This window comes from Vibrio zhanjiangensis (assembly GCF_030161235.1).
Taxonomy (GTDB): Bacteria; Pseudomonadota; Gammaproteobacteria; order Enterobacterales; family Vibrionaceae; genus Vibrio; species Vibrio zhanjiangensis.
The window spans coordinates 42,902-65,910 of sequence record NZ_BSPW01000083.1 but is presented as its reverse complement, the minus strand read 5'-3'; the positions used below and the strand labels follow the sequence as shown (position 1 = coordinate 65,910).

18 protein-coding genes and 2 pseudogenes are annotated in these 23,009 nt (G+C 42.2%); 7 read left to right on the top strand and 13 right to left on the bottom strand.

Going from position 1 to position 23,009, the window contains the following annotated elements:
• Positions 1 to 156 precede the first annotated feature (156 nt).
• Both sppA and QQK21_RS18325 read left to right on the top strand, forming a co-directional pair.
• Positions 157 to 2,007 (top strand): signal peptide peptidase SppA, encoded by a 1,851-nt coding sequence (gene sppA / locus QQK21_RS18330; protein WP_284193620.1) that lies wholly within the window; start codon positions 157 to 159, stop codon positions 2,005 to 2,007.
• Positions 2,008 to 2,402: 395 nt separating this feature from the next.
• Positions 2,403 to 3,608 carry an MFS transporter gene (locus tag QQK21_RS18325; protein ID WP_284193619.1) on the top strand — a complete coding sequence of 402 codons (1,206 nt, stop codon included), beginning with the start codon at positions 2,403 to 2,405 and terminating at the stop codon, positions 3,606 to 3,608.
• A gap of 55 nt (positions 3,609 to 3,663) precedes the next feature.
• Here QQK21_RS18325 and QQK21_RS22370 read toward each other — a convergent pair.
• The 3 genes and pseudogenes from QQK21_RS22370 to glsA all read right to left on the bottom strand — a co-directional run.
• Positions 3,664 to 4,491: pseudogene (locus QQK21_RS22370) on the bottom strand (response regulator); the annotation flags it as partial.
• A gap of 510 nt (positions 4,492 to 5,001) precedes the next feature.
• Positions 5,002 to 6,360: pseudogene (locus tag QQK21_RS22365) on the bottom strand (histidine kinase dimerization/phospho-acceptor domain-containing protein); the annotation flags it as partial.
• Between the two features lie 232 nt (positions 6,361 to 6,592).
• A complete protein-coding gene (gene glsA / locus QQK21_RS18315; protein WP_284193617.1) occupies positions 6,593 to 7,594 on the bottom strand; it encodes a glutaminase A in 1,002 nt (333 codons plus the stop codon).
• 438 nt (positions 7,595 to 8,032) lie between these two features.
• On the opposite strand from glsA, the gene ansA reads away from it, so the two are divergent.
• Both ansA and QQK21_RS18305 read left to right on the top strand, forming a co-directional pair.
• Entirely contained in the window at positions 8,033 to 9,049 is a 1,017-nt protein-coding gene (ansA, locus tag QQK21_RS18310; RefSeq protein ID WP_284193616.1) for an asparaginase, read from the top strand.
• Positions 9,050 to 9,182: 133 nt separating this feature from the next.
• The gene (locus QQK21_RS18305; RefSeq protein WP_284193615.1) at positions 9,183 to 10,013 is read left to right on the top strand and encodes a CPBP family intramembrane glutamic endopeptidase; all 831 of its coding nucleotides are present in this window, start codon (positions 9,183 to 9,185) and stop codon (positions 10,011 to 10,013) included.
• A 50-nt stretch (positions 10,014 to 10,063) separates the two neighbouring features.
• On the opposite strand, the gene serS is transcribed toward QQK21_RS18305, so the two are convergent.
• The 4 genes from serS to QQK21_RS18285 all read right to left on the bottom strand — a co-directional run bounded on the left by serS (position 10,064) and on the right by QQK21_RS18285 (position 14,108).
• Positions 10,064 to 11,371, bottom strand: a complete 1,308-nt coding sequence (serS, locus tag QQK21_RS18300; RefSeq protein ID WP_284193614.1) for a serine--tRNA ligase — start codon at positions 11,369 to 11,371, stop codon at positions 10,064 to 10,066.
• 96 nt (positions 11,372 to 11,467) lie between these two features.
• On the bottom strand, positions 11,468 to 12,814 hold the full coding sequence (locus tag QQK21_RS18295) for a replication-associated recombination protein A (RefSeq protein ID WP_284193613.1): 1,347 nt from the start codon (positions 12,812 to 12,814) through the stop codon (positions 11,468 to 11,470).
• A gap of 2 nt (positions 12,815 to 12,816) precedes the next feature.
• Positions 12,817 to 13,413: an outer membrane lipoprotein periplasmic chaperone LolA gene (gene lolA / locus QQK21_RS18290; protein ID WP_284193612.1), complete on the bottom strand. Its 597-nt coding sequence runs from the start codon at positions 13,411 to 13,413 to the stop codon at positions 12,817 to 12,819.
• Positions 13,414 to 13,493: 80 nt separating this feature from the next.
• The gene (locus QQK21_RS18285; RefSeq protein ID WP_284193611.1) at positions 13,494 to 14,108 is read right to left on the bottom strand and encodes a YecA family protein; all 615 of its coding nucleotides are present in this window, start codon (positions 14,106 to 14,108) and stop codon (positions 13,494 to 13,496) included.
• A 191-nt stretch (positions 14,109 to 14,299) separates the two neighbouring features.
• Between QQK21_RS18285 and dusC the strand changes: the two genes are divergently transcribed.
• A complete protein-coding gene (gene dusC / locus QQK21_RS18280; RefSeq protein WP_284193610.1) occupies positions 14,300 to 15,253 on the top strand; it encodes a tRNA dihydrouridine(16) synthase DusC in 954 nt (317 codons plus the stop codon).
• Positions 15,254 to 15,264: 11 nt separating this feature from the next.
• Here dusC and QQK21_RS18275 read toward each other — a convergent pair whose 3' ends face one another.
• From QQK21_RS18275 to cysB, 5 genes are all read right to left on the bottom strand, one after another.
• Positions 15,265 to 16,059, bottom strand: coding sequence for an ABC transporter ATP-binding protein (locus tag QQK21_RS18275; protein ID WP_284193609.1), 795 nt, complete (start codon positions 16,057 to 16,059; stop codon positions 15,265 to 15,267).
• A 46-nt stretch (positions 16,060 to 16,105) separates the two neighbouring features.
• Positions 16,106 to 16,990 (bottom strand): ABC transporter permease, encoded by an 885-nt coding sequence (locus tag QQK21_RS18270; RefSeq protein ID WP_284193608.1) that lies wholly within the window; start codon positions 16,988 to 16,990, stop codon positions 16,106 to 16,108.
• Positions 16,991 to 17,036: 46 nt separating this feature from the next.
• Entirely contained in the window at positions 17,037 to 18,002 is a 966-nt protein-coding gene (locus QQK21_RS18265) for an ABC transporter substrate binding protein (protein WP_284193607.1), read from the bottom strand.
• A 132-nt stretch (positions 18,003 to 18,134) separates the two neighbouring features.
• Positions 18,135 to 19,331 (bottom strand): methyltransferase, encoded by a 1,197-nt coding sequence (locus tag QQK21_RS18260; RefSeq protein WP_284193606.1) that lies wholly within the window; start codon positions 19,329 to 19,331, stop codon positions 18,135 to 18,137.
• A gap of 57 nt (positions 19,332 to 19,388) precedes the next feature.
• A complete protein-coding gene (cysB, locus tag QQK21_RS18255) occupies positions 19,389 to 20,363 on the bottom strand; it encodes an HTH-type transcriptional regulator CysB (protein ID WP_284193605.1) in 975 nt (324 codons plus the stop codon).
• Between the two features lie 291 nt (positions 20,364 to 20,654).
• On the opposite strand from cysB, the gene QQK21_RS18250 reads away from it, so the two are divergent.
• Together QQK21_RS18250 and miaE are read left to right on the top strand one after the other, a co-directional pair.
• Complete coding sequence (locus tag QQK21_RS18250; protein ID WP_284193604.1) at positions 20,655 to 21,416, top strand: DNA repair protein; 762 nt, start codon at positions 20,655 to 20,657, stop codon at positions 21,414 to 21,416.
• Positions 21,417 to 21,479: 63 nt separating this feature from the next.
• A complete protein-coding gene (gene miaE / locus QQK21_RS18245) occupies positions 21,480 to 22,256 on the top strand; it encodes a tRNA isopentenyl-2-thiomethyl-A-37 hydroxylase MiaE (RefSeq protein WP_284193603.1) in 777 nt (258 codons plus the stop codon).
• Between the two features lie 18 nt (positions 22,257 to 22,274).
• Here the strand turns inward: miaE and pyrF are convergent, their stop codons facing one another.
• Complete coding sequence (gene pyrF / locus QQK21_RS18240) at positions 22,275 to 22,973, bottom strand: orotidine-5'-phosphate decarboxylase (RefSeq protein ID WP_284193602.1); 699 nt, start codon at positions 22,971 to 22,973, stop codon at positions 22,275 to 22,277.
• Positions 22,974 to 23,009: the final 36 nt, after the last annotated feature.

Sequence of the window (23,009 nt, the reverse complement as noted above, 5' to 3'; positions counted from 1 at the left end):
GAGAGTTAAAATCAAACAAGTGTTTACATTTTTGTAACACTGATCAATCTTGTAGTTGTTCAGGTATACTTGTTTGAGTAGGATGTAGGACTACTAACAGCTTTATACTCAAACGTATCAAGATTTATACCTGTGCAAGAGCACAGTGGAGCCACAATGAAAAAAATATTCAAGTATATTGGCATGCTTTTCAAGGGGATATGGAAGCTCATCACCTTTGTTCGCCTTGCTCTAGTGAACCTTATTTTCCTAGTCACTCTCGGAATTTTGTATTTTGCTTTTACAACCAATAGCTCGGTCACACCCAAAGTCACTCAAAAATCAGCTCTGATTCTCAATATATCGGGGCCGATTGTTGAGCAGTCACGTTATACAAATCCGATGGATTCAGTTGCGGGCTCTATATTTGGAGAAGATATACCAAGTGAAAACTTGCTATTTGATATTGTAGACACCATCCGTCATGCGAAAGATGATGACAAGATAACAGGCATAGTGCTTGCTCTTGGCGATATGCCAGAAACAAATTTGACCAAGCTGCGCTACATTGCTAAAGCACTGAATGAGTTCAAAGCTTCTGGAAAGCCTGTTTACGCTGCCGGTGATTTCTACAATCAGAGCCAATATTACCTCGCAAGTTACGCAGATAAAATCTATCTAGCTCCCGACGGCGCAGTGCTGATCAAAGGCTACAGTGCATATTCTATGTACTATAAGACTCTGCTAGAAAAACTTGATGTAAACACTCATGTATTTCGAGTTGGTACCTATAAATCTGCGATAGAGCCATTTGTGCGTGATGATATGTCTAATGCGGCAAAGGAATCCGCGTCTCGCTGGCTGGGGCAACTTTGGGGAGCTTATGTTGATGATGTCGCCACCAATCGCCAAATTTCGAAACAGACCCTAAATCCCAGCATGGAAGAGTTCCTAACACAACTTAAAAAACAAGACGGCGATCTTGCCAGCCTATCTCTGACGCTTGGATTGGTCGATGAACTGGCCACCCGTCAGCAAGTCAGATCTGACTTGATCGAAATTTTTGGTACGAATGGCGAAGACAGCTACCAGCATATTGATTATTACCAATATATGGCCACCATCAAACCCAAGTTTGATACAGCAAAAGACGATATTGCCGTAGTGGTAGCAAGCGGTGCCATTATGGACGGTTCGCAACCATCAGGTACAGCAGGAGGGGATACTGTCTCTGCCCTACTTCGCAAAGCCCGAAATGATGATAACGTTAAGGCAGTTGTATTGCGTGTGGATAGTCCAGGAGGAAGTGCATTCGCGTCTGAAGTTATTCGCAATGAAATACAAGCTCTGAGGGAAGCTGGAAAACCCGTCGTCGCATCGATGTCCAGTTTAGCTGCATCTGGCGGGTATTGGATTTCGATGAGCGCGGATAAAATTGTTGCCCAACCTACAACTTTAACGGGCTCAATTGGTATCTTTAGTGTGATTACTACATTCGAAAAAGGGCTAAATAAACTCGGAGTATACACCGATGGCGTTGGCACCTCTCCGTTCTCTGGGGTGGGTATTACAACAGGCTTATCTAAAGGAGCCCGTGACGCATTTCAACTCGGCATTGAACATGGCTATCGTCGTTTTGTTAGCCTTGTTAGTGAGAACCGAAATATAGATTTCGGTGCGATGGATAAGATAGCTCAAGGCCGTGTATGGACAGGCCAAGACGCTGAAAAATTCGGCTTGGTCGACAAAATGGGAGACTTCGATGATGCCATAAAGCTGGCCGCAGAATTGGCTAAGTTGGATGATTACAATCTATATTGGGTTGAAGAACCTTTGACCCCTGCTCAAGAGTTCATACAAAATATAATGAATCAAGTGCAGGTAAAATTTGGTATTGATGTTTATTCCAAAATTCCTGACTTATTGCGACCTATCACAAATCAGATGGTTGATGATGCAAACCTATTAAATAGCTTTAATGACCCCAAAGGTCAGTATGCGTTTTGCTTAAACTGTCAAGTTGAATAGTTAAATAAACCAACCGTCGCTTTAGCGCCTATATTGATCACCAGTATAGGCGTTTTTCTTTATTAGTGTCTAAAACACATCTCAAAGTTTATTTCTCATACCTAGTATGGGCTATTCTTGCAAATTAATTCTTTATCGATACTTATTGCATAGTGTATCATTTCACATGTTTTATTTTTCATTACTTTATTTGGTTATAGATGGATAACGTTTAACTATCAAGATATTGTCCACATGCTGCTTTAGCTCCCTTGATGTATGTTTAGAACAGTAAAGAAAACGATTGTTTCCTTTAAATGATTCACATAATCCAAGCCGTATTTTAAGTAGTAATCGTGTGTTTACTTGAATAGAGAGCCATCGTTAAAACTATCGATATATAGGTGTATATAGAAGTGTCACTAACTTGGAAACAACGAACGAGCGCCGTTCTCGGTAATGCAATGGAATATTATGATATTGCTGTATTTGCATCAATATCCATGTACATTTCGCAACTTTTCTCCAAACAAGGTATTGAACATTCGGAGTTTGTTGTATGGGGAATGTTTGCGTTAAGATTCTTAATTAGACCAATAGGTGGAGTGGTAATTTGTCGCTATGCGGCTCGCCACGGAAGGAAAAAAGCGCTAGTGTTCTGCAATCTACTAACGGGGTTCGCCACCATTTCAATGGCTTTAGTGCCCATTGAAACCGTAGGTCAATATGTAGTCATTGTATTCTTAATTCTACAAATGATCCAAGCATTCAGTTTTGGGGGAGAATACCCAACACTTTTTAACTATTTGCTATGCGGAGCAAAGGAATCTGAACGCTCTAGAATTAGCAGTCTAATTGTGTCCAGCTCCATATCAGGGGTCATTATATCACTTTTAATCGTCGCAGGACTTGAACATCAACTTTCCGAAGAACAGATGATAAACTGGGGCTGGAGAATACCTTTACTCATTGGTGTTATAAACATTATTGTTAGCCTATACCTACGCCTATCTTTACCAGAATTACCAAAGCCTGAAAAAATGACCAACCAACCAAACTACAATGTCATTGCAAAAGTCTTTTGTTTGTCCGTTCTTGCTGGGGTTATATTTTATGTACAAAACTTAGCAAGCGGTATTTTGGGCAAAGCTATGAATATCGAAAACTTAGCGCTCATTAATTCTTCAGTACTTGTATTATTGATATTTATATTTTCGTTTGTTGTGGACAAACACTTTTCAACTCAAAAAGCATTTAAATTTGGCGCAATAGCCATGCTGTTTTTGGCAATTCCACTTTTCGCTTTACTTGGATCAAACCAATTTTTTTGGCAAGTATTTGCAGTATTAGGTATTAGTACCTTATCCGCCATTATATTGGGCAACACAGTTGCGGTCCTTTGGCAACATTCAGACAATCACATCACCAGTTTAGGAATTGGCTACAACATCGCTTTATCAATTTTCGGAGGACTCACTCCTTTGATCGTCGCCAAAGCAATGACTTATAGTTCTGCGTATGTGGGTATCTATCTAACGATAGCGTCAATACCTAGTTTAGTCGTGTTATACAGTAGCCAACCAAGCCAAACCATCTCTGCCACAAAACTAGTGAAAAGCTAGATCGGTTGTCGTTTCTTAGGCTCAGTGTACCTGAGCCTGATACCATCTATTCTCATCACGATGTGACGCTTTCAATTTCATGGAGAAGTGTCTCTTTTCTAAAAGGTTTGGGTAGATAAGCATCCATTCCAGAATCAAAACAACGACGAATATCATCATCGATGACACTGGCTGTCAGCGCGATAATAGGTGTTTTCGACAGTCCTGAAAATTGTTCATATTCACGTATTTTTTGTGAAGCTTCAAAGCCGTCCATTACTGGCATCATGCAATCCATAAGGATAATATCGAAATCACTATCTTGCGCATATTTGTCCACCGCTATCTGCCCATTTTCCGCTATTTCAAACTGGTAACCCGCTTTACTGAGCATCAACGAAGCCACTTTCTGATTAACATTGTTATCTTCTACCAACAAAATACGCCCAACATAATCAAGTTCAGATTTACTCTCCTCCTCATCCACAGCAACAGTATTTGGCTGAAGCTCTAAAGCTGGTGGTTCATCCGAGTTTTGAGACACAAATATCGCAAACTTTTCTCGTAATACTTCAGCTTTAAAGGGTTTAGGTACATAGTCATCCATACCCACATCAAAACACTTTTTAATGTCCTCATCCACAACACTAGCCGTAAGGGCAATAATGGGGATACGCAGGAGGCGATTTTCGTCCTGTTCTATCTGACGAATTTTCTCTGTTGCCTCAAACCCATCCATGACGGGCATCATACAATCCATGAGGATTAACGCGTAACGATGCTTTCTAAACATCTCTACTGCTTGTCGACCATTTTCCGCCAGATCGAAACAAAATCCCGATTTTTCGATATGAATAGTGACCAACTTTCTATTCACTTCATTATCATCTACCACTAATATTTTCTGAGCTTTAGCTTCGTTACTTATGCGTTGTAAGTCTGCGGGTGAGGAGTGATCTATATTTCCCTCCAATCGCTCTATTAGCCTCACCAAGCGCTGGCCAAGCAGAGGTTGAGTAATCATTGCGCCAACACTTTCTCCAAAGTCAAATTGGTCGCTGTGAAGATGCTTTATGATACAAACTTGAATATTCAAACCATGAAGGTGATGAAAAAAGCGTTCATATTGAACCGCAGCATTGGGCGAAGTTTCGACGTAGATAACAATTACATGCTCTTTTTCATGCACCCAACCGGGAAGTTCATCTAACCTTTCCACTGCTTGATATACAGGCGCATGATAGAAGTTTAACGATTCACATAATTGTTGCTCTTGCATTTTATCGTCACACACTAAACATAGAGGACAGAGTCTAAAAGAATGTTTTGAATCGTAGTCCATTTGAGTCACCGGCAACAAAAGCTCGAAGAAAAACCGACTACCATGATTCTTTTGTGACTCTAGACCAATTTTTCCACCCATGAGTTCGACTAATTGAGTGCTTATTGCCAAGCCAAGTCCTGTGCCACCAAATTGTCGCGTGGTCGATTCATCTTCTTGGGCAAAAGGCTCAAAAATTTTCTGCTGTTGCTTTTCATCAATCCCAATTCCTGAATCTTGTACAGAAAATTCAACTAGGGCGCTTGCTGCTTTTATTTCCCGAGTCGTTACACAAAGATGAACCTCTCCCTTGTCGGTAAATTTCACTGCATTAGACATAAAATTCATAAGCACTTGACGCAAACGGTGATCATCTATTATCAAGCAATAGGGTGTGTTGACACTCACCGTCACCTTGAGATCGATACCTTTTTCTTGCGCTTTTGTGGAAACAATTGAGGCAATATCATAAATTGATTCCCGCAAGTTAGTTGAATTTGGACTAATCACTAGCATGCCTGATTCGATCTTTGAAAAGTCCAAGATATCATTGATTAAATTGAGCAACAGATGCGAAGAAGTCTCAATAGTATCAACGTAATCACGCTGTGTAGCCGTTAGGGGCGTATCAGAAAGTACTTCCGATATCCCTATCACACCATTGAGAGGAGTGCGTATTTCGTGTGACATATTTGCGAGGAAGCTACTCTTCGCCTTACTTGCTCTAATTGCTTCATCTTTCGCTCGCTCTGCATCTTCTCTTGCTTGATTAAGCTGTGCATAGTGCGTTTCAATCATATCGCTAGATTGATTAAACTTGTCTGCTAAATTGGTGATTTCATCTTTAAACCAAGGAGAGGGAAGGACAATTTTATTAGGAGCTTGATCATCTTTGCTATCACTGACCGTTTTTTCCATCAAGTTGATCCGTTTGATGACAAAAAACCAAGTAAAAGCAAGTACACTCGTAAGCAGCAGTACAATACGAACACTTTCAGCAGAGAGGATATGTACAAACTGCAACCAAAGACTGTCATAGGTTTGAGTGAGGTCAGACTGAACAATCAAGTTGCCCAACACATAACTTGTCCCACCAAGTTGATATGTGAGAGGCCATATCTGCGTAATTGCATTTTCATCCAGTCGATTTCCTCTCTCAATAACGGATTCTTTATCGTTCCATATGTTGGCATAATCCACACCAGGTAATGTAAGTAAACCTTCGATCTGAGATTCAAGTTGCGCTCTATCTTCAACCCACAAACTTCCCGTAATACTCGAAAGCTGGCTATTTTTGATATTGGATAGCGTGTTATTGATATTCTCTATGTCAAGCTGTAACCTGTGATAAAGATTGTAACTTGTTGTCGTCAAAGCAAGAACTACGCTAATAATGGTGACGGCAAAGAGTAACTTTTTATTAATACTCAAGTATCGACACTTACCTTTCATATGAAACCTAGCTCTTATTTTGTATGTTTAAAATAAGGATAGTCGGGTGTAGGAAAAGTGTGAAGACTCGGGAAGTAGATTACAGGCAAATAGCTACGTTATTTTGCCTCTGTTTTTGCAAACAGAGCCCATCAATTGCAAGGTTCACCGCCAAATCTGAGTCTAGCCAATATCTTTGCTTCATTTCTGATACTAACGATTCACCTTGCTAATGTTTACATCAATCTTTGCCTTAATTAGCGTATGGGTTCAGGTTCAGCTGGTTGATAATATAGCTGACCGCTCTCTGAGCTCGAACACTATTACCGAATTGATCAAGTGGTGGAGAAATCACACCGATAGACATCTTGCCCGGAATAATTGCAATAAACCCTCCACCGACACCACTTTTGGCGGGTACTCCAGTTTCATAAAACCAACTCCCCGAGTTGTCGTAAACACCTGACATCACCATCGAGGACAGTATATGCGGGACATAATCACTCTTGAGTATTTGCTTATGTGTTATTGGGTGCAAACCGTCATTAGCCAAAACGGAGCCCATGACCGCTAAGTCGTGGGAAGTGACATTCACTGAGCATTGCTTTGTATATGCAGTAACCGCATCGAGAGGAGTGGTTCCCAGTTTTCCATATGAATCAAGTAAGGTTGCGATGCCAAGATTACGTTTGTTATCCTCCATTTCTGACTGAAGAACATCTGTGTTAACGGCAAGCTTTTTGCCCGCAAAGCTGTCCATATTTTCTTTTATTGCCTTCCAAAGCTCTGGCTCATTTTGAGGTGTTAGCCAACTCACGGTAGAAATAGCACCCGCATTCACATAAGGATTCGATGGTGAGCCCTGCTGATTCTCAATAGCCAAAACGGAATTGAAAGGCATACCTGTAGGTTGAACCCCTATTGTTTCCTCAACAAAATTGGGGCCTTTCTCTCTCATCAACAAAGCTAAGGTGAATACTTTTGATACGGACTGGATAGACACGGCAGCGTTATAATCACCAAATTCACATATACGACCATCAGCGGTCACTATTGAAATTCCAAATGTTTTAGGATCAACGGCTTGCAGCGCCTTAATGTAATTGGCATTCTCGCCTGAATCTAAGTTTCTATATTTCAAATACGCCGCTTGTGCTGTCGCACAAAGTCGATCCCCATCTAGCTGACCGGCAAACACAGGCATTTTACTCAACGACAAAAACAAGGTAGAAAAGATTAAAAAGAGTCTAAGCATGTAATGCCTCAATACACATTGGCTATCCGAACGACAATTCATATCATGGCGATGTGAAGGTAAAGCTTCATATATTTCAAAAAACACAATAAAACAACTCGCCAATTAAGAATTGATAAATCATTAATTTCTTTAAATTTAGCGATTTGAATCACTAAAAGTTCAGATTCTAGCAAAATGCAACCTACATCATTTTATAAACCATAAAGATCTCCACCATATTGGTCTGACCAGGTTTTATCATGTACATTTGGAGTTTTCTGAAACACCGCTTATCTTATTTACAATGCAATACTATCTATCGAAACACTGCAGTAATAATCTTATTGATGATTTGGAATATAAAAGCCCATTGGTGAGGTGATCTCCTCTTTTTCTTGTCTTATATTGATATATAATCTCAGGCTCTGTTCCCCTATCATTTACTGGTTTTAAGCAATGGCAAGAAAACATATTTATATCGCTTACACTGGTGGAACCATCGGCATGAAAAAGTCTGATGACCACGGATACGTTCCTGTAGCAGGCTTTATGGAAAAACAGTTGGCAAGCATGCCAGAGTTCCAGCGTCCTGAAATGCCAGAATTTACCATCCACGAATACGAACCTTTGATCGATTCATCGGATATGACACCAAAAGATTGGCAACAAATCGCCGATGATATTCGAAAACACTATGATAAATATGATGGATTTGTCATATTGCACGGCACAGACACCATGGCTTACACAGCATCAGCTCTGTCATTTATGCTGGAAAACTTAGCGAAACCTGTGATTGTAACAGGATCACAAATCCCCTTAGCGGAACTAAGGTCTGATGGTCAAGCTAATTTGCTTAATGCTCTTCACATCGCCGCCAACTATCCGATTAACGAAGTAACGCTTTTCTTCAATAATAAACTGATGCGCGGAAATCGCAGCACCAAATCGCACGCAGATGGATTCGATGCTTTCACTTCACCAAACATACCACCACTTTTGGAAGCGGGCATCAATATTCAGATCAGCAAAGATATTGTGGTTGATGAACAACCAGTAGGAGCATTTAGAGTACACGACATCACCCCGCAACCGATTGGAGTGATCACCATGTACCCAGGTATTTCTCACGAAGTGATTCGCAATACTTTAATGCAGCCAGTCAATGCAATGATTTTATTGACCTTTGGTGTAGGCAATGCTCCACAAAATCCTGAGCTCTTATCCCATTTAAAAGAGGCTTCTGAACGTGGCGTCATTGTGGTCAACCTCACTCAGTGCCTAGCGGGCAAAGTTAATATGGGTGGCTATGCTACAGGCTGTGCTCTTGCTGAAGCAGGTGTGATCAGCGGATACGATATGACACCTGAAGCGGCACTGGCCAAACTGCATTATTTGTTGAGTCAAAACCTCAGCTATGAGCAGGTCAAAGAGCAAATGCAGCAAGTGCTTAGGGGTGAGATGTCTATTTGACCATTAGTTAGTAGCTCGGACAAGCTATACCAAATAAGCCGATAACTCATCGGCTTGTGAATAAATTTGATCGAATATGTTCCATTCAACCAATTCGGTCGATTCGGTTTTGAAAAACACAAGAGCTTAAAATATGCAAATCGACGTCTATCTATGGATTTGGCTAATACTCGCAATCTCAATAACAGCAGCTTTTCTCAAGATAAATAAAGCTTCATCGATTCTTCTCTTCATGGTTATTCTATGTGGGATGTTTTATGGCGTTGTAACGCCAATTGGCTTGATGATTATTGGCACATTTTTTACAGCTCTATACTACCTAAGGGACAAAAACTGGCTCCCACCAACGATTTTATCTGCTGTTGTTGTGGTATTTTGCGTGTTCCTTTTCCTTCACCTAATCCCTGGTTTTAATAACCCTCAGGTACTAGAAAAAGTTCAAGCTGGTCCTCTCAGTGCAGATTTCAATATGTACATAAATTTGGACAAACCACTCGTATTTTTTGCACTACTATGCATCTTTCCGCACTTACTAGGCACGCCACGAAAACCCAATTATCGAACGTTATTTATTGTTTGTACTTTACTTTTTTCTTTACTACCTATCGCATCGGTACTTGGTGCAATCAAGCCTGAATTGACTATTCCATCTTGGTGGTGGCTGTTCGCATTTAATAACTTAATGTTTACTAGCGTATCCGAGGAAGCCCTATTTAGAGGTTTCATTCAACAAAAACTAACCGATAAATTTGGTTTGTATATTGCCCTAGTTATTACGAGTTTTTTATTCGGTGCCGCTCATTTCGCAGGGGGCCCACTGCTGATAATATTTGCTTCACTAGCTGGGCTTTGCTACGGGCTAGTTTTTCATCTAACTGGAAGGTTATGGGCTGCCGTTCTTATCCACTTCTTATTTAACTTTAGCCACCTAATTTTTTACACATATCCTATGTTGCGAGGATAAGAACGCAAAAAAGCCAGCCTTCAGGGCTGGCTTTGGATTATATTGTGCTTTTATCCAATATGCGTTGCACCACCCATATATTTCTGCAGTACCGCAGGAATAGCGATGCGACCATCGGCTTCTTGGTTATTTTCCAATATTGCAACCATAGTGCGGCCAACCGCTAAGCCTGAACCATTTAGTGTATGCACGAGCTCAGGTTTTTTCTCACCCTTACGGCGAAAACGGGCCTGCATGCGACGAGCCTGAAAATCCCATGTATTTGAACAAGAAGAAATCTCGCGATAAGTCTCTTGTGCTGGAACCCAGACTTCAAGATCATAAGTTTTACGAGCACCAAAGCCCATATCACCAGTACATAAAACAACCTTGCGATACGGAAGTTCTAGCATTTGCAATACTTTCTCAGCATGCCCCGTCAGCTCTTCCAAAGCCGCCATTGAATCTTCAGGTTTGGTAATTTGAATCAGTTCGACCTTATCAAACTGATGCATGCGGATTAGACCACGCGTATCACGGCCGTAAGAACCAGCTTCAGAACGGAAACAAGGGGTATGTGCCGTCATTTTAATCGGCAGATCGGCTTCATCAACTATGGTATCTCTAACCATATTTGTCACGGGCACTTCCGCTGTTGGAATAAGAGACAACTTTCGTGGCTCTTCATCATTGACTTTTTCAGTCAATGGCTCGGTATGAAAAAGCTCTTCCCCAAACTTGGGTAGCTGTCCAGTTCCAAATAAACTGTCAGAATTGACTAGATAGGGTACATACACTTCTGTATAACCATGCTCTTCGGTATGCAGATCAAGCATAAACTGAGCAATAGCACGGTGAAGGCGTGCAAACTGTCCCTTCATTACAATAAAGCGGGCACCAGTAATTTTTGTCGCACAGGCAAAGTCAAGGCCATCACCCATCTCGCCCAAATCTACATGATCTTTAACTTCAAAATCATAGGTTTTAGGTTCACCCCAGCGAGATATTTCTACGTTGTCATTCTCATCTTTGCCATCAGGTACCTCATCGTCAGGTAAGTTAGGAACCGATAAAGTAATGTATTCCAATTTATTCTGGATATCAGCTAGCTGTACTTTTTTTGCTTCGAGATCGCTACCTAATGTACCAATCTGCTGTTTTATTTCTTCTGCACCATCTTTGTCTCCAGCCGCCATTTTTTGACCAATTTGCTTGGAGATGGAATTACGAGTGGATTGTAAATTTTCGACTTCAACTTGAATCGACTTGCGTTGATCTTCAAGTGTACGGATTGTCTCTACGTCTAGCTTAAAGCCTCGACGCGCCAGTTTTGCAGCTGTTTCATCCAGCTCTGTACGAAGTAATTTAGAATCCAGCATTGTTAATCCTATGCTTTGATGTAGTGAAAATTACGCTTAAACGTCGTGCTCAAGCGCTTTAGTAAATACCCTGACAAATGTATCCAAAAAAGACACTTATTCATAGCGCTTTTGTGGGCTTTTTGCGTCTAAACTCGCTAGATATTCTAACTTTTCCGCAATTTTTACCTCTAATCCTCGCTTTGTCGGAAAGTAATATTGCGTATCACGCATTTCTGGAGGGAAATAGTTTTCACCGGCCGCATAAGCCCCCTCCTCGTTATGGGCATAACGATATTCTTCTCCATAACCGAGATCTTTCATCAATCTCGTAGGTGCATTACGAAGATGAACAGGTACTTCAAACTCCGGTTGATTGTGAGCATCACTGAGTGCCTGCTTCCAAGCTGTGTATACCGCATTACTTTTAGGCGCACAGGCCAGATAAACAATAGCTTGAGCGATGGCTCTTTCACCCTCTGCAGGGCCAACACGAGTAAAACAGTCCCATGCTGATAATGCGACTTGCATTGCTCTTGGATCCGCATTGCCAATATCCTCAGATGCAATTGCCAGCAAACGGCGAACAATATACAAAGGGTCACAACCTGCAACCATCATTCTCGCAGCCCAATATAATGCTGCGTCTGGATCTGATCCTCTAATCGACTTGTGAACAGCAGATATCAGGTCATACCAAATATCGCCTTTGTTATCAAAACGAGAAACCTTTTCTCCTACCACCTCGGCCAACAGAGATAAGGTAATTTGTTTGGTGCCTGTCTCATCTTCTGTTGCCATGTCATAAAGTAATTCAAGGTAGTTTAGCGACATACGTACGTCACCGTTTACTAACTCTGATAAACGTTCAAGCACATTGTCAGCAAAATAAGCGTTTAGCTTACCTAGCCCTACTTCGTCATTGCAAATGGCTTGTTCAAGCGCTTGACAAATCTCTTGTACGGAAAGAGAAGTAAGCTTATACACACGAGCGCGTGACAATAAAGCGTTATTTAATTCAAATGACGGATTTTCTGTGGTCGCACCAATAAAGGTTATCGTGCCATCTTCAATATGGGGCAAAAAAGCATCTTGCTGAGATTTGTTAAACCTGTGAACTTCATCAACAAACAAAATCGTTCGCTTACCCGCCATTTGGTTCTCTCGAGCTTTTTCAATTGCGAAACGAATATCTTTAACCCCCGACGTTACAGCAGACACACGCTCGACTTCTGCATTAGCATAGCGGGCAGCAATTTCGGCCAACGTCGTCTTACCTGTGCCGGGCGGTCCCCAAAGAACCATGGAATGCAAATGCCCAGACTCCAGTGCACGACGCAAGGGTTTACCTTGAGCTAATATATGCGCCTGACCTATATAATTTTCGAGGGTTTTGGGCCTCATTCTAGCGGCAAGAGGTCGAAAGTCCTCTTGCCCAGAAAAATCCAAACAATAATTACTCACTCTTACTTCCTTTGGTCATCGACCTCCACCCCCTCAGGGACACTAAAGGTAAAATAATCGGCACTTGGCTTAGACAAATTTATATTATTAAATTTGAACTCGCTCTTTTGACCATCTTGCTCTATCACACTAAAACCTTTGACCGCACCTTTTTTATCAATTTCAAGCTTGAATGTACCTTGGTTGCTCTCTACCGCAGTTGGAAGTAATGTAAAAAGATCGCCTTGTTGTGAAACCTTATAGCTGTCCCAATCACTAGCTCGATTACGAGTGAGCAAAATAAACGGCGTTTGTTCTATCGCTTGCTCCTGAGAATAAATACTGACCTGTTGTATAAAAGGACTGTAATACCAAAGTGATTTTCCATCAGACACTAATAAATTTTCATCTGGCGAGGTGGTTTCCCAACGAAATAGACTTGGTCTTGAAATATCCACTTTCCCAGCCCCTTGGGTTAACACTTCTCCTTCTGGGCTGATTAATTGCTGAGTAAAATTGGCACTGAACCCATCAGACATTTGTAGCCGTTTACTCAGCTCATCTTTAGGGGCAGCCATCACAGAAAAACTCAGCAGAAGTAGCACAGCAAATTTTTTCATTCTTTTCGATCCTATCTGGGGAAAAATACAACTTTACATCTTGATTTCATGATCTATGACCGATTCTGGTCAACTTTGTTCTATTGACCACAGCACTGTTTGAATTTTTTTCCGCTACCACACGGACACTGATCATTGCGACCAACATCCTTAAACGGATTCACTGACTGTGCTTTCGCACCTAGCATAACTTCATCAGCCGCATGCGCCACTTCATTGATCATTAAATCCAGTTGACCAACCAAATCGTCTAATGCCGGAGGTGATTCGATTCCAGCCGCTTTCATCTCAGCCTGTGTTTGGTCTTCATCAATGGCCAGCATAAAAGTAGTCAGCAATGCTTGCAGCATTCTTAACGAACCATCACCAGACACAGTCTCTTGCCAGTGCCCCTCAATCGTAGGCCACAATGTCATAAAACCTTCAGCAAAATCTGCCAGCTGCTCATCTCTTTGGGTCACATCAAGTAGTGACAATACTGAGTATTCATTGCGCTTTAGACAAGCATATTGTTTGTGGATATGATGCTCAACCTCTGCTTTTATGGACATCGCATTGTCGGCAAAAATATCTGACAGCCATAGCTCAGGGTCTAGTGGTTTGGTTGCAAGATTGGCGGCAAGCATTACCCCTTCAAAGAAAACATCAGATTCGTCAATTTGCAGTGCTTCAAGTTTTAGTAGCTGGTAGGTCATACGTTAATTTTATGATCAAAGTAAGGTAGAACTATTATAACCTGACCAATTGGCCATGGTCACTGATGTCTTGGCGGCTTAAGCCAATAACCGGTGCTCGTTGATACAAACTATAAACAAATCACTTATGTCATTAGACATCTTATAACTAAATCTCTAAAATCACGCCTCCTGACTAAGAGATGTTGTTTATGCGAGTTGTTTTAGGCCCCATGGAGGGCGTATTAGATCATTTAATGCGAGAGATCTTGACTGATATTAACGACTACGATCTTTGTGTGACCGAATTTGTGCGCGTCGTTGATCAATTGCTGCCTGAACACGTTTTTTACCGCCTATGTCCTGAGCTCAAGCAAGGGTCGAAGACTAAGTCGGGTGTCCCTGTACATATTCAATTATTAGGACAAGATCCTCATTGGATGGCTGAAAATGCCGTGCGCGCGGCCGAGCTTGGTGCAAAAGGGGTGGATATTAATTTTGGGTGCCCAGCAAAGCTGGTGAATAAAAGCAAAGGCGGCGCCGCCTTACTTCAACACCCCGAACTCATTCATCGCGTTGTCAAAGCCTGTCGAGATGCGCTTCCACAACACACGCCACTTACAGCAAAAATTCGTTTGGGCTGGGAAAACCCTAACGATTGTTTCGAAATTGTCGACGCCATCCAAAACGCCGGAGCTAATGAGCTCACTGTTCACGCGCGAACAAAAACCGACGGATACAAAGCAAGCGAGATAAAATGGTCTTACATTGATGAGATTCGTAAACGCTTTCACATTCCTCTCATCGCCAATGGTGAAATATGGAATTTTGCAGACGGACAAGCTTGCATTGAAACTACGGGAGTGGAATCTGTCATGGTTTGCCGAGGGGCATTTAATATACCGAATCTTGGCAACGTCGTGAAACATAATCAAGCACCAATGCCATGGCATGACGTCATAAAGTTACTATTACTGTATTCTCAATATGAAATAAAAGGCGATAAAGGGCTCTACTATCCTAATCGAGTGAAACAGTGGTTTTCGTATTTACGCCAACAATATCCTCAAGCAGACACACTGTTTAGAGAAATAAGGACCTTCAATCAAGCTGCGCCTATTGTTGAAAAAATAAAAGACTACCAAAATACGCGCTGTTTGTTATAAGTTGGTCCCCCTTAGTTGAGAAGAAGGCTATCATCTGAAAGCTCTTCTCCCCTGACTTTGGTAAACAAATCAAGCAAATCTGAGACTTGCAAATCCGATCTTTGCTCACCAGCGACATCCAGAACAACCTCACCTTGATGCAACATCACAGTGCGATCTCCACAAGCTAAGGCATCTTTCATCGAATGGGTCACCATCATCACAGTCAAATGAAATTCTTCGACAATCGTTTTGGTTAAATCAATAATAAACTTCGCCATTCTCGGATCGAGCGCGGCTGTGTGTTCATCAAGTAACAAAATCTGGCTGTCCGATAAAGTAGCCATAACCAGACTGACAGCCTGACGCTGTCCCCCTGATAATAAGCCAATATTATCTCCCAACCGGTCTTCCAAACCGAGTCCAAGAATGCTGATTCTATCTTGGAAAATACGGCGTCTTTGGCTAGAAAGTGCAAAACGCCAGCCTCGCTTTTTACCCCGCATGTAGGCAAGTGCCATATTCTCTTCAATTGATAGGTCAGCACAAGTGCCAGCCAAAGGGTCTTGAAACACTCTTGCGCATTGCCTTGCTCTTTGATGGACAGCTTGCTTCGTCACGTCCAAACCATTTAGAACAACACGACCGCCTGCTATTGGGGTTTCTCCAGTTACGGCACCAAGTAACGTCGACTTACCTGCACCGTTGGACCCAATAACTGTTAAGAATTGGTTTTTTTCGACTTGTAATGACACTCCCTTGAGCGCAGGATTTTCCAATATGGTTCCGCGATTAAATATGACTTGGATATTGTTAAGTTCAATCATACACCTCCTCCACATATAGCAAGCTAGTTTCTAATGTTATCCGAGATTACAATTTCTTGAGTCGAAGGTTCGCTTTGAGCTTTGGCGCAATCAAGGCGATTGCCACTAACACAGCGGTAACAAGGTTAAGATCAGAGGCCTGAAGACCAAATAGCCCAGAGCTAAGAGCAAAAGCGACAGCGAGACGGTAAAGCACTGAACCGAGAATAACGGCCACGACCGATACCCATATTGCTCTTCCCGGCAGTAATGTTTGGCCCAGAATTACCGCCGCAAGCCCAACCACAATAGTACCAACACCAGAAGTCACATCGGCAAAGCTATTCGTTTGAGCAAATAATGCCCCTGAAAAACCGACAAAACCATTTGATAATGCAAGACCAAAATAGACATAAAAAGCGGTACTTCCACCCTGAGCTGAAAGCATACGAGCATTGACACCTGCTGCACGTAAGCCTAAGCCAAAATCACTGCTTAGCAGTCGAATAACAAACAGCGCTGACAACATGACCAATACCCCAACAACTAGGGGACGTATCAGCATGGGATCGGCTAGATTTTCAAACGAAGTAAGAATCGTCTCTTCACCAAGAAGAGCGACATTGGGCCGCCCCATAATGCGGATATTAACCGAAAATGCGGCGATCATAGTGAGAATTGAGGCTAGTAAATGCAATATACCGCACCTTATCGCTAGAAATCCCGTAATCCAGCCGGTAACAGCCCCAGCCACTATCGCCATCCCTGTCGCTAACCAAGGATTAACACCAGCCACTATCGCGGTCGCCGCAACTGCGGCTCCCATGGGAAAACTGCCATCCACACTCAAATCGGGAAAATCAAGCACCCGAAATGTGAGAAATACCCCAAGAGCCACCAAGCCATAAACTAGACCAATTTCCAGAGCACCAAAAAATGCGAAAGCCGACATCATCAACCCCTTTTCTGTTAGTCACAGACCAACATCTTGCACGTAATCATTTCACTTTGGTTGCGCGCTCCAACACAGACTCTGGAATAGTGACTCCTAATGTCTTGGAAGCTTCAGTGTTCACTACAAGGTCAGAGCCATTGGCTACCTTGACATCCAAAGTACCTGGCTCCGCGCCTTCTAATATGGCAGCAACATAATCTGCGGTTTGTATTCCAACTTGATAATAATCAAATCCTAGCCCCACTATCGCCCCCTTATCAACATAGGAAGTCGCCCCCCCAAACACAGGTGTTTTGGCTTGATTTGCAGCAACAAGCATACCTTCAATTGCACTGGCGACCGTATTGTCAGTAGGTGCATAGAGAATATCCGATTTATCTGCGATCGCTTGAGTCGCCGATTGGACATCAGCACTCTTTAAAGCCGTCGCTTCAAGAACATTTATTCCTTCAGCCTGTGCGTTTTCTTTTAGCAACTTTACTAAGGTGACAGCGTTAGCTTCACCCGGATTAAACACCACGCCAATAGAACTTACCGTTGGCATGATTTCTTTGATAAGAGCGACATGTTGCTTGACTGGTGAAAGGTCAGAAAGCCCAGTGACATTTTTGCCCGGCTGAGTCATGCTGTTAACCAGCTTTGCCCCCACAGGGTCAGTCACTGCGGTAAAAACAACCGGAATAGAACGAGTTGCAGCAACGAGAGCCTGAGCTGTGGGGGTGGCAATTCCGACCAATACATCTGGTTTTTCTCCCACGTATTGACGAGCAATCTGAACTGCGATAGCAGGGTTTCCTTGAGCGGTTTTATAGTCAAATTGGAGATTTTTTCCTTCTATATATCCCTTTGCTTTGAGTCCGTCTAACAGTCCTTGGCGCACTGAATCCAGTGCTGGATGCTCCACAATTTGAGATATCGCGACTTTAGCTGTTTTTGCCATACTGCTTATTGGTAATACTAGCGCCACACCCAATACGAATAATCCTAATATAACCTTTGCTGCTTTCATCTCGACTCCTTGGTCTAAGCATTACCGACGTTGGCGGCTTCGATCACTCTGCCGCTAGATATCCATATTTATTATTGGCAATAAGTTCGGAAAATTGAAAGGTTGAACGAATAAAGTTGCCATTTAGGTGAGCTAAGGCTTGGTTGCTTGAATTAAAATATTTCTTGGCGTTGTTTTTTCAGAACAAAAAGTTGCAAGTGATACCTTATATCCTTTTTCTTGGAGATAAAGCGCTTTGTCATAAACCAACCACATTTCTATACTGCGACGAAAAGGCTGCTGAACTAAACTAAACCGCTCCATTTGCCAATAGTGTTCAATCCCGCGAAGGTAAAAATCATCAAAAGCTAAGTCTTTGGGTAATGACAAATGTTTTAACTCAGCAGCCCATTGGCAAAACGCAGAAAAGCCTGCTGACAATTGCGATTTTTTAACACTTGGGATCGGTGTATAGTCTCGGCGACCCAATACTTCTCTCAAAATCAAATCCAACCCCAATCGATAACTCATCTCAAGAAAGCGATGCTTTTTAACTCTTTCTCCACCGGTTACTGTTTCTTGCAATGGAATTCGCAACTCCGATTGAGTGAGCTTAAGCTCTGATAATTTCCCAGACAGAGACAAAGGTTGGTAATGATTGTCTTGGATAAGATGATAGCAACAAGGTGATATGGTGAGAGCGGGTACTCCAACTGAAGAGGCTTTTTCAATCAAAGAAACATGCAGATCTCCACAAGCGTGTAAGGCAATCGCATGTTGATTTGGGTTAAGTACAGACAGAGCGCTCGAAGACAGCGCATCACCTTGGACAAAAGTCATCGGCAAATTGAGTTGATTGGCTACTCTTTGTCCAGAATCACACAAGCTGCGTTGATATTCAAAGCTGGTTACAGGCTTTCGACTGCAGTCGGCTAGCACTCTGCCTAGATAACCTTTTCCAGAACACCATTCCAGCCACTCACTGCCATGCTGACACTTTAATGCCGCTTCCCCCATAGACACTATTTGATCTAGTTTTCTTCCGGGCACTCCCGCACGCAGAGATCTGTCCAATCGCAAACCATCTAATTGAAGAGGCTTCAACTGAGTAAACGCTGAAGTAGAGATCAACTGAGGAATAAACTCAGACAACTGGCACCTGAGTTGTTTTGAATCGAGTTTAAGTTCTTCTATCTGTAAGTCCGATAGACTCGCAAGCCAAGAGGAAAGTTGTGGATAGTCTTCCCTCCAAGGTACTCCCCCATTACACGTCACCAAAAAAGGCTCAAACCGCCAAAATTGCTGATGTGAGGTAAGAAAAGAATCCAACTGCAAAAACTTTGCGTGCATATTTGTTCTACTTGCCATAACCCACACAGGGAACAGACAGACTAAAAAACGGCCAGATTATCTAATCGGTAGCTGTATACCTTGAAACATCTCTTCAATCTCAGCGTTGGACTTTAAAGAAAGCGCTTTCTCTACAACAGGACGCGTCAGATGAGGTGCAAAACGCTCCATGAAGTCATACATATAGGTTCGAAGGAATGTTCCTCTTCGAAACCCAATACTCGTCGTACTTGCACCGAATAAATGACGCGCATCAATCGCGACTAAATCATGATCTCGCTCGTTATCGATTGCCATACTCGCGATAACCCCAACCCCTATTCCCATGCGGACATAGGTTTTGATGACATCAGCATCAGTCGCGGTAAAAACGACCTTGGGTGTCAGTCCAACTTTGTTAAAAGCGGTATCTAACTCAGAACGTCCAGTAAACCCAAACACATAAGTCACCAATGGATACGATGCAAGATCCTCAATCGTTACCGTGCTCTTCTGTGCCAACAGGTGGTCCTTGGGAACGACAATGGATCGATTCCAATGATAGCAAGGTAACATCACTGCATCTTGATATAAATGAAGAGCCTCTGTTGCTATAGCAAAGTTAGCAGTCCCTTTTGCAATAGCTTCGGACATTTGAGATGGTGTTCCCTGATGCATGTGTAAAGATACTTTGGGGTAACGAGCAGTAAATCCCTTTATTACCTCTGGCAGTGCATATCGAGCTTGAGTATGAGTGGTGGAAATATTTAGCGTTCCCATTTCTGGATGAGTATGTTCACCAGCCACTGCTTTGATGCTTTCGACTCTCGCCAAAATCTCTTGTGAGATACGTATGATATCCTCACCAGCTGAAGTAACTTGTGTTAAGTGCTTACCACTGCGTTCAAAAATTTGAATACCTAGTTCGTCTTCTAACAGGCGTACCTGCTTGCTAATCCCTGGTTGAGATGTATACAGACTCTCTGCTGTTGCAGATACATTCAGATTGTGGTTGAGGACTTCAACAATATACTTCAGTTGCTGTAACTTCATTTTTAACCCTGCAATCCCTTACCCAATGCCCCACAAAAGGCAAACATAGTTTATAATATTTAGTTATAACGCCTCTTGAAATAAATTGATAGTCCAACGAGGCATTTGGATGGTTTCTAATGAGCAATTTCTGAATTGGACGGTTTTTTTGCAATCAATAACTCAAAAATCACCCATAGATCGGAGTTTTCGTTAATAATTAGCCTAAGAAACGTAATAATATAAAATAGATACAGTGGTACATAAGAATCGTGTATCCTTAAATGCTAGCCAACAAAAGATACGGAATTTATGAATATAGGGTTAATCATAGCTTTAGTCACCATCCTACTCGTCTTGGTACTTGGCTATAACATCATGCTTCAGTACAAGGTCAAAGTCGAATCGGCCAAAAAGCAAGAAAGTGTGAGATACTTGTCAATCATAGATGCGACGGAAGAACTCATCGGATACGCTAACCACATACCGTACAGCAGAGACTTGCTAGTTTGTCTGAATACCCGAATATTAGATTCGGTCCAGAGTATGTACGAGCTGGATCCTAAGAACAAACAACTTGAACAGCGGGTTGCCCATGTTAAACAGCAAATTAATCAACTGAAAAACGATAATAGCGGTGCGGAAAGCACTACGTTCAAAACACCAAGCAGTGATAAGCAAGCGATAGTCATGCTCAAACTGGTCAAACGTTTAAGAGACACAATTAGAAGCGAGCACAACAAAGGACGATTTGATACTCAAGCCTATGTAGCTGAAAATGGCCGTTTAGAGACCATTCAAATTCGCATTAATATTGAAAACGTACTTAAACGTGCCAACGATGCAATTGTTCGAGGACAGCCGGGAACTGCTCTTCAGTTAGTTAGAAAAGGTCTGGATGCGCTAAGCACCAAAAATGATAACTTCTCCAATCAGGCACGCGAAAAGCTTCAGCAAATGCACGATGAATTGGAAGAAAAACGTCAATCGAAAAGTGCTGAGGATCTTAGCCAAATGACAGATGAACGACAAAGCGATATGGACGAACTCTTTGGTGAAAAGAAAAAATGGTAATATAATCCCATCATCCCGCTTGACTAAGGCCGCTTACGCGGCCTTTTTAGTTGTAAAACAATTATGATCGATTTAAAGAATTACCAAGACCTACTGCAACCTATAGATGACTTTCTCCATTGCCCAACACCTCAGTCATGGATCAATGAAGCCCGAAAACCTCAACACCTCAAGACAGTATTAATTGATCATCTATTATGCGAGCTAAAGGCTGGGCAATCCGCTATGTATCTTATTCGTAGATATGCCGTAGACAAACAAAGCACACAGAATTTACTAGATTGGTTAAAACCTTTTGAGGATTTTGCGTATCGCAAAGTTGGTTGCTTAAAAACCCTCAAAGGTAAGTGTAATATTTCCAAAGCTATCATCGCAAAGTCTGACTCTCCATATAGCCAAGAGCTGATAGATAAAATGGTCATGCTCATCAAAGAGGAACTTCATCACTTTTATCAAGTTCTTGAAATAATGGAAAAACGAGGTATTGACTATGAGCCAGTTCAAGCCAGTCGATATGCCAAAGGATTATTAACTCATATGGCAACTCACGAACCACAAGCCTTGACCGATAAGCTCATTATTGGTGCCTATATAGAGGCCCGTTCTTGTGAACGCTTTGCTAAGCTTGCTCCGCATATGGACGAGGAGATTGCAAAATTTTACATCTCGTTACTGAGATCTGAAGCACGCCATTATCAAGACTATCTGACACTTGCCGAAAATATCGCTGGTGAAGACATATCTCAAAGAGTTGCCTTCTTTGGACAATTGGAAGCACAATTAATCTCTAGCCCTGATAACGACTTCAAATTCCACAGTGGAGCACCCGAAGCTGTGTAAAGCTAAAAATCTCGGCTATCACACCGTAATTGATTGGTTTATTTCAGCTAAAACTTGAGCCGGATCTTTGGCCTTGGTTATAGGTCTGCCAATAACCAAATAGTCCGAACCGGCTGTAACGGCCTCAACGGGTGTCATTATACGTTTTTGATCTCCAACCTCTGAGCCAAGAGGACGAATTCCGGGTGTGACTAGTTTAAATGACTCACCAAGTCGACCTTTGAGCATAGATGACTCTTGAGCTGAGCATACAACACCATCTAGACCTGAGTTTTTTGCTAGCGTAGCAAGTCGAGTGACATGATCTTGGGGGCTAACATCGATACCAATACCTGAAAGATCACTTTGCTCCATACTTGTGAGCACCGTGACACCAATAAGTAGCGGACGATCTTGTCCATAAGGCTCAAGTATCTCTCGTGACGCATTCATCATGCGCTCACCGCCACTGGCATGGACATTCACCATCCAAACACCAAGCTCTGCTGCTGCCCTCACCGCTTTCGAACAAGTATTCGGAATATCGTGAAATTTAAGGTCTAAGAATACTGAGAAGCCACGCTGATGCAGCTGTTTGACAAATTCAGGACCAAAGAGCGTAAACATCTCCTTACCGACTTTTAGGCGACATGACGCAGGATCAATCCTATCTATAAAAGCAAGCGCATCTGCTTGACGGTCGTAATCCAGTGCGACAATGACTTTTTGGTCGATCATTTCATTTCCTACCTAGTTTTCTTCATTGCTAAAAAA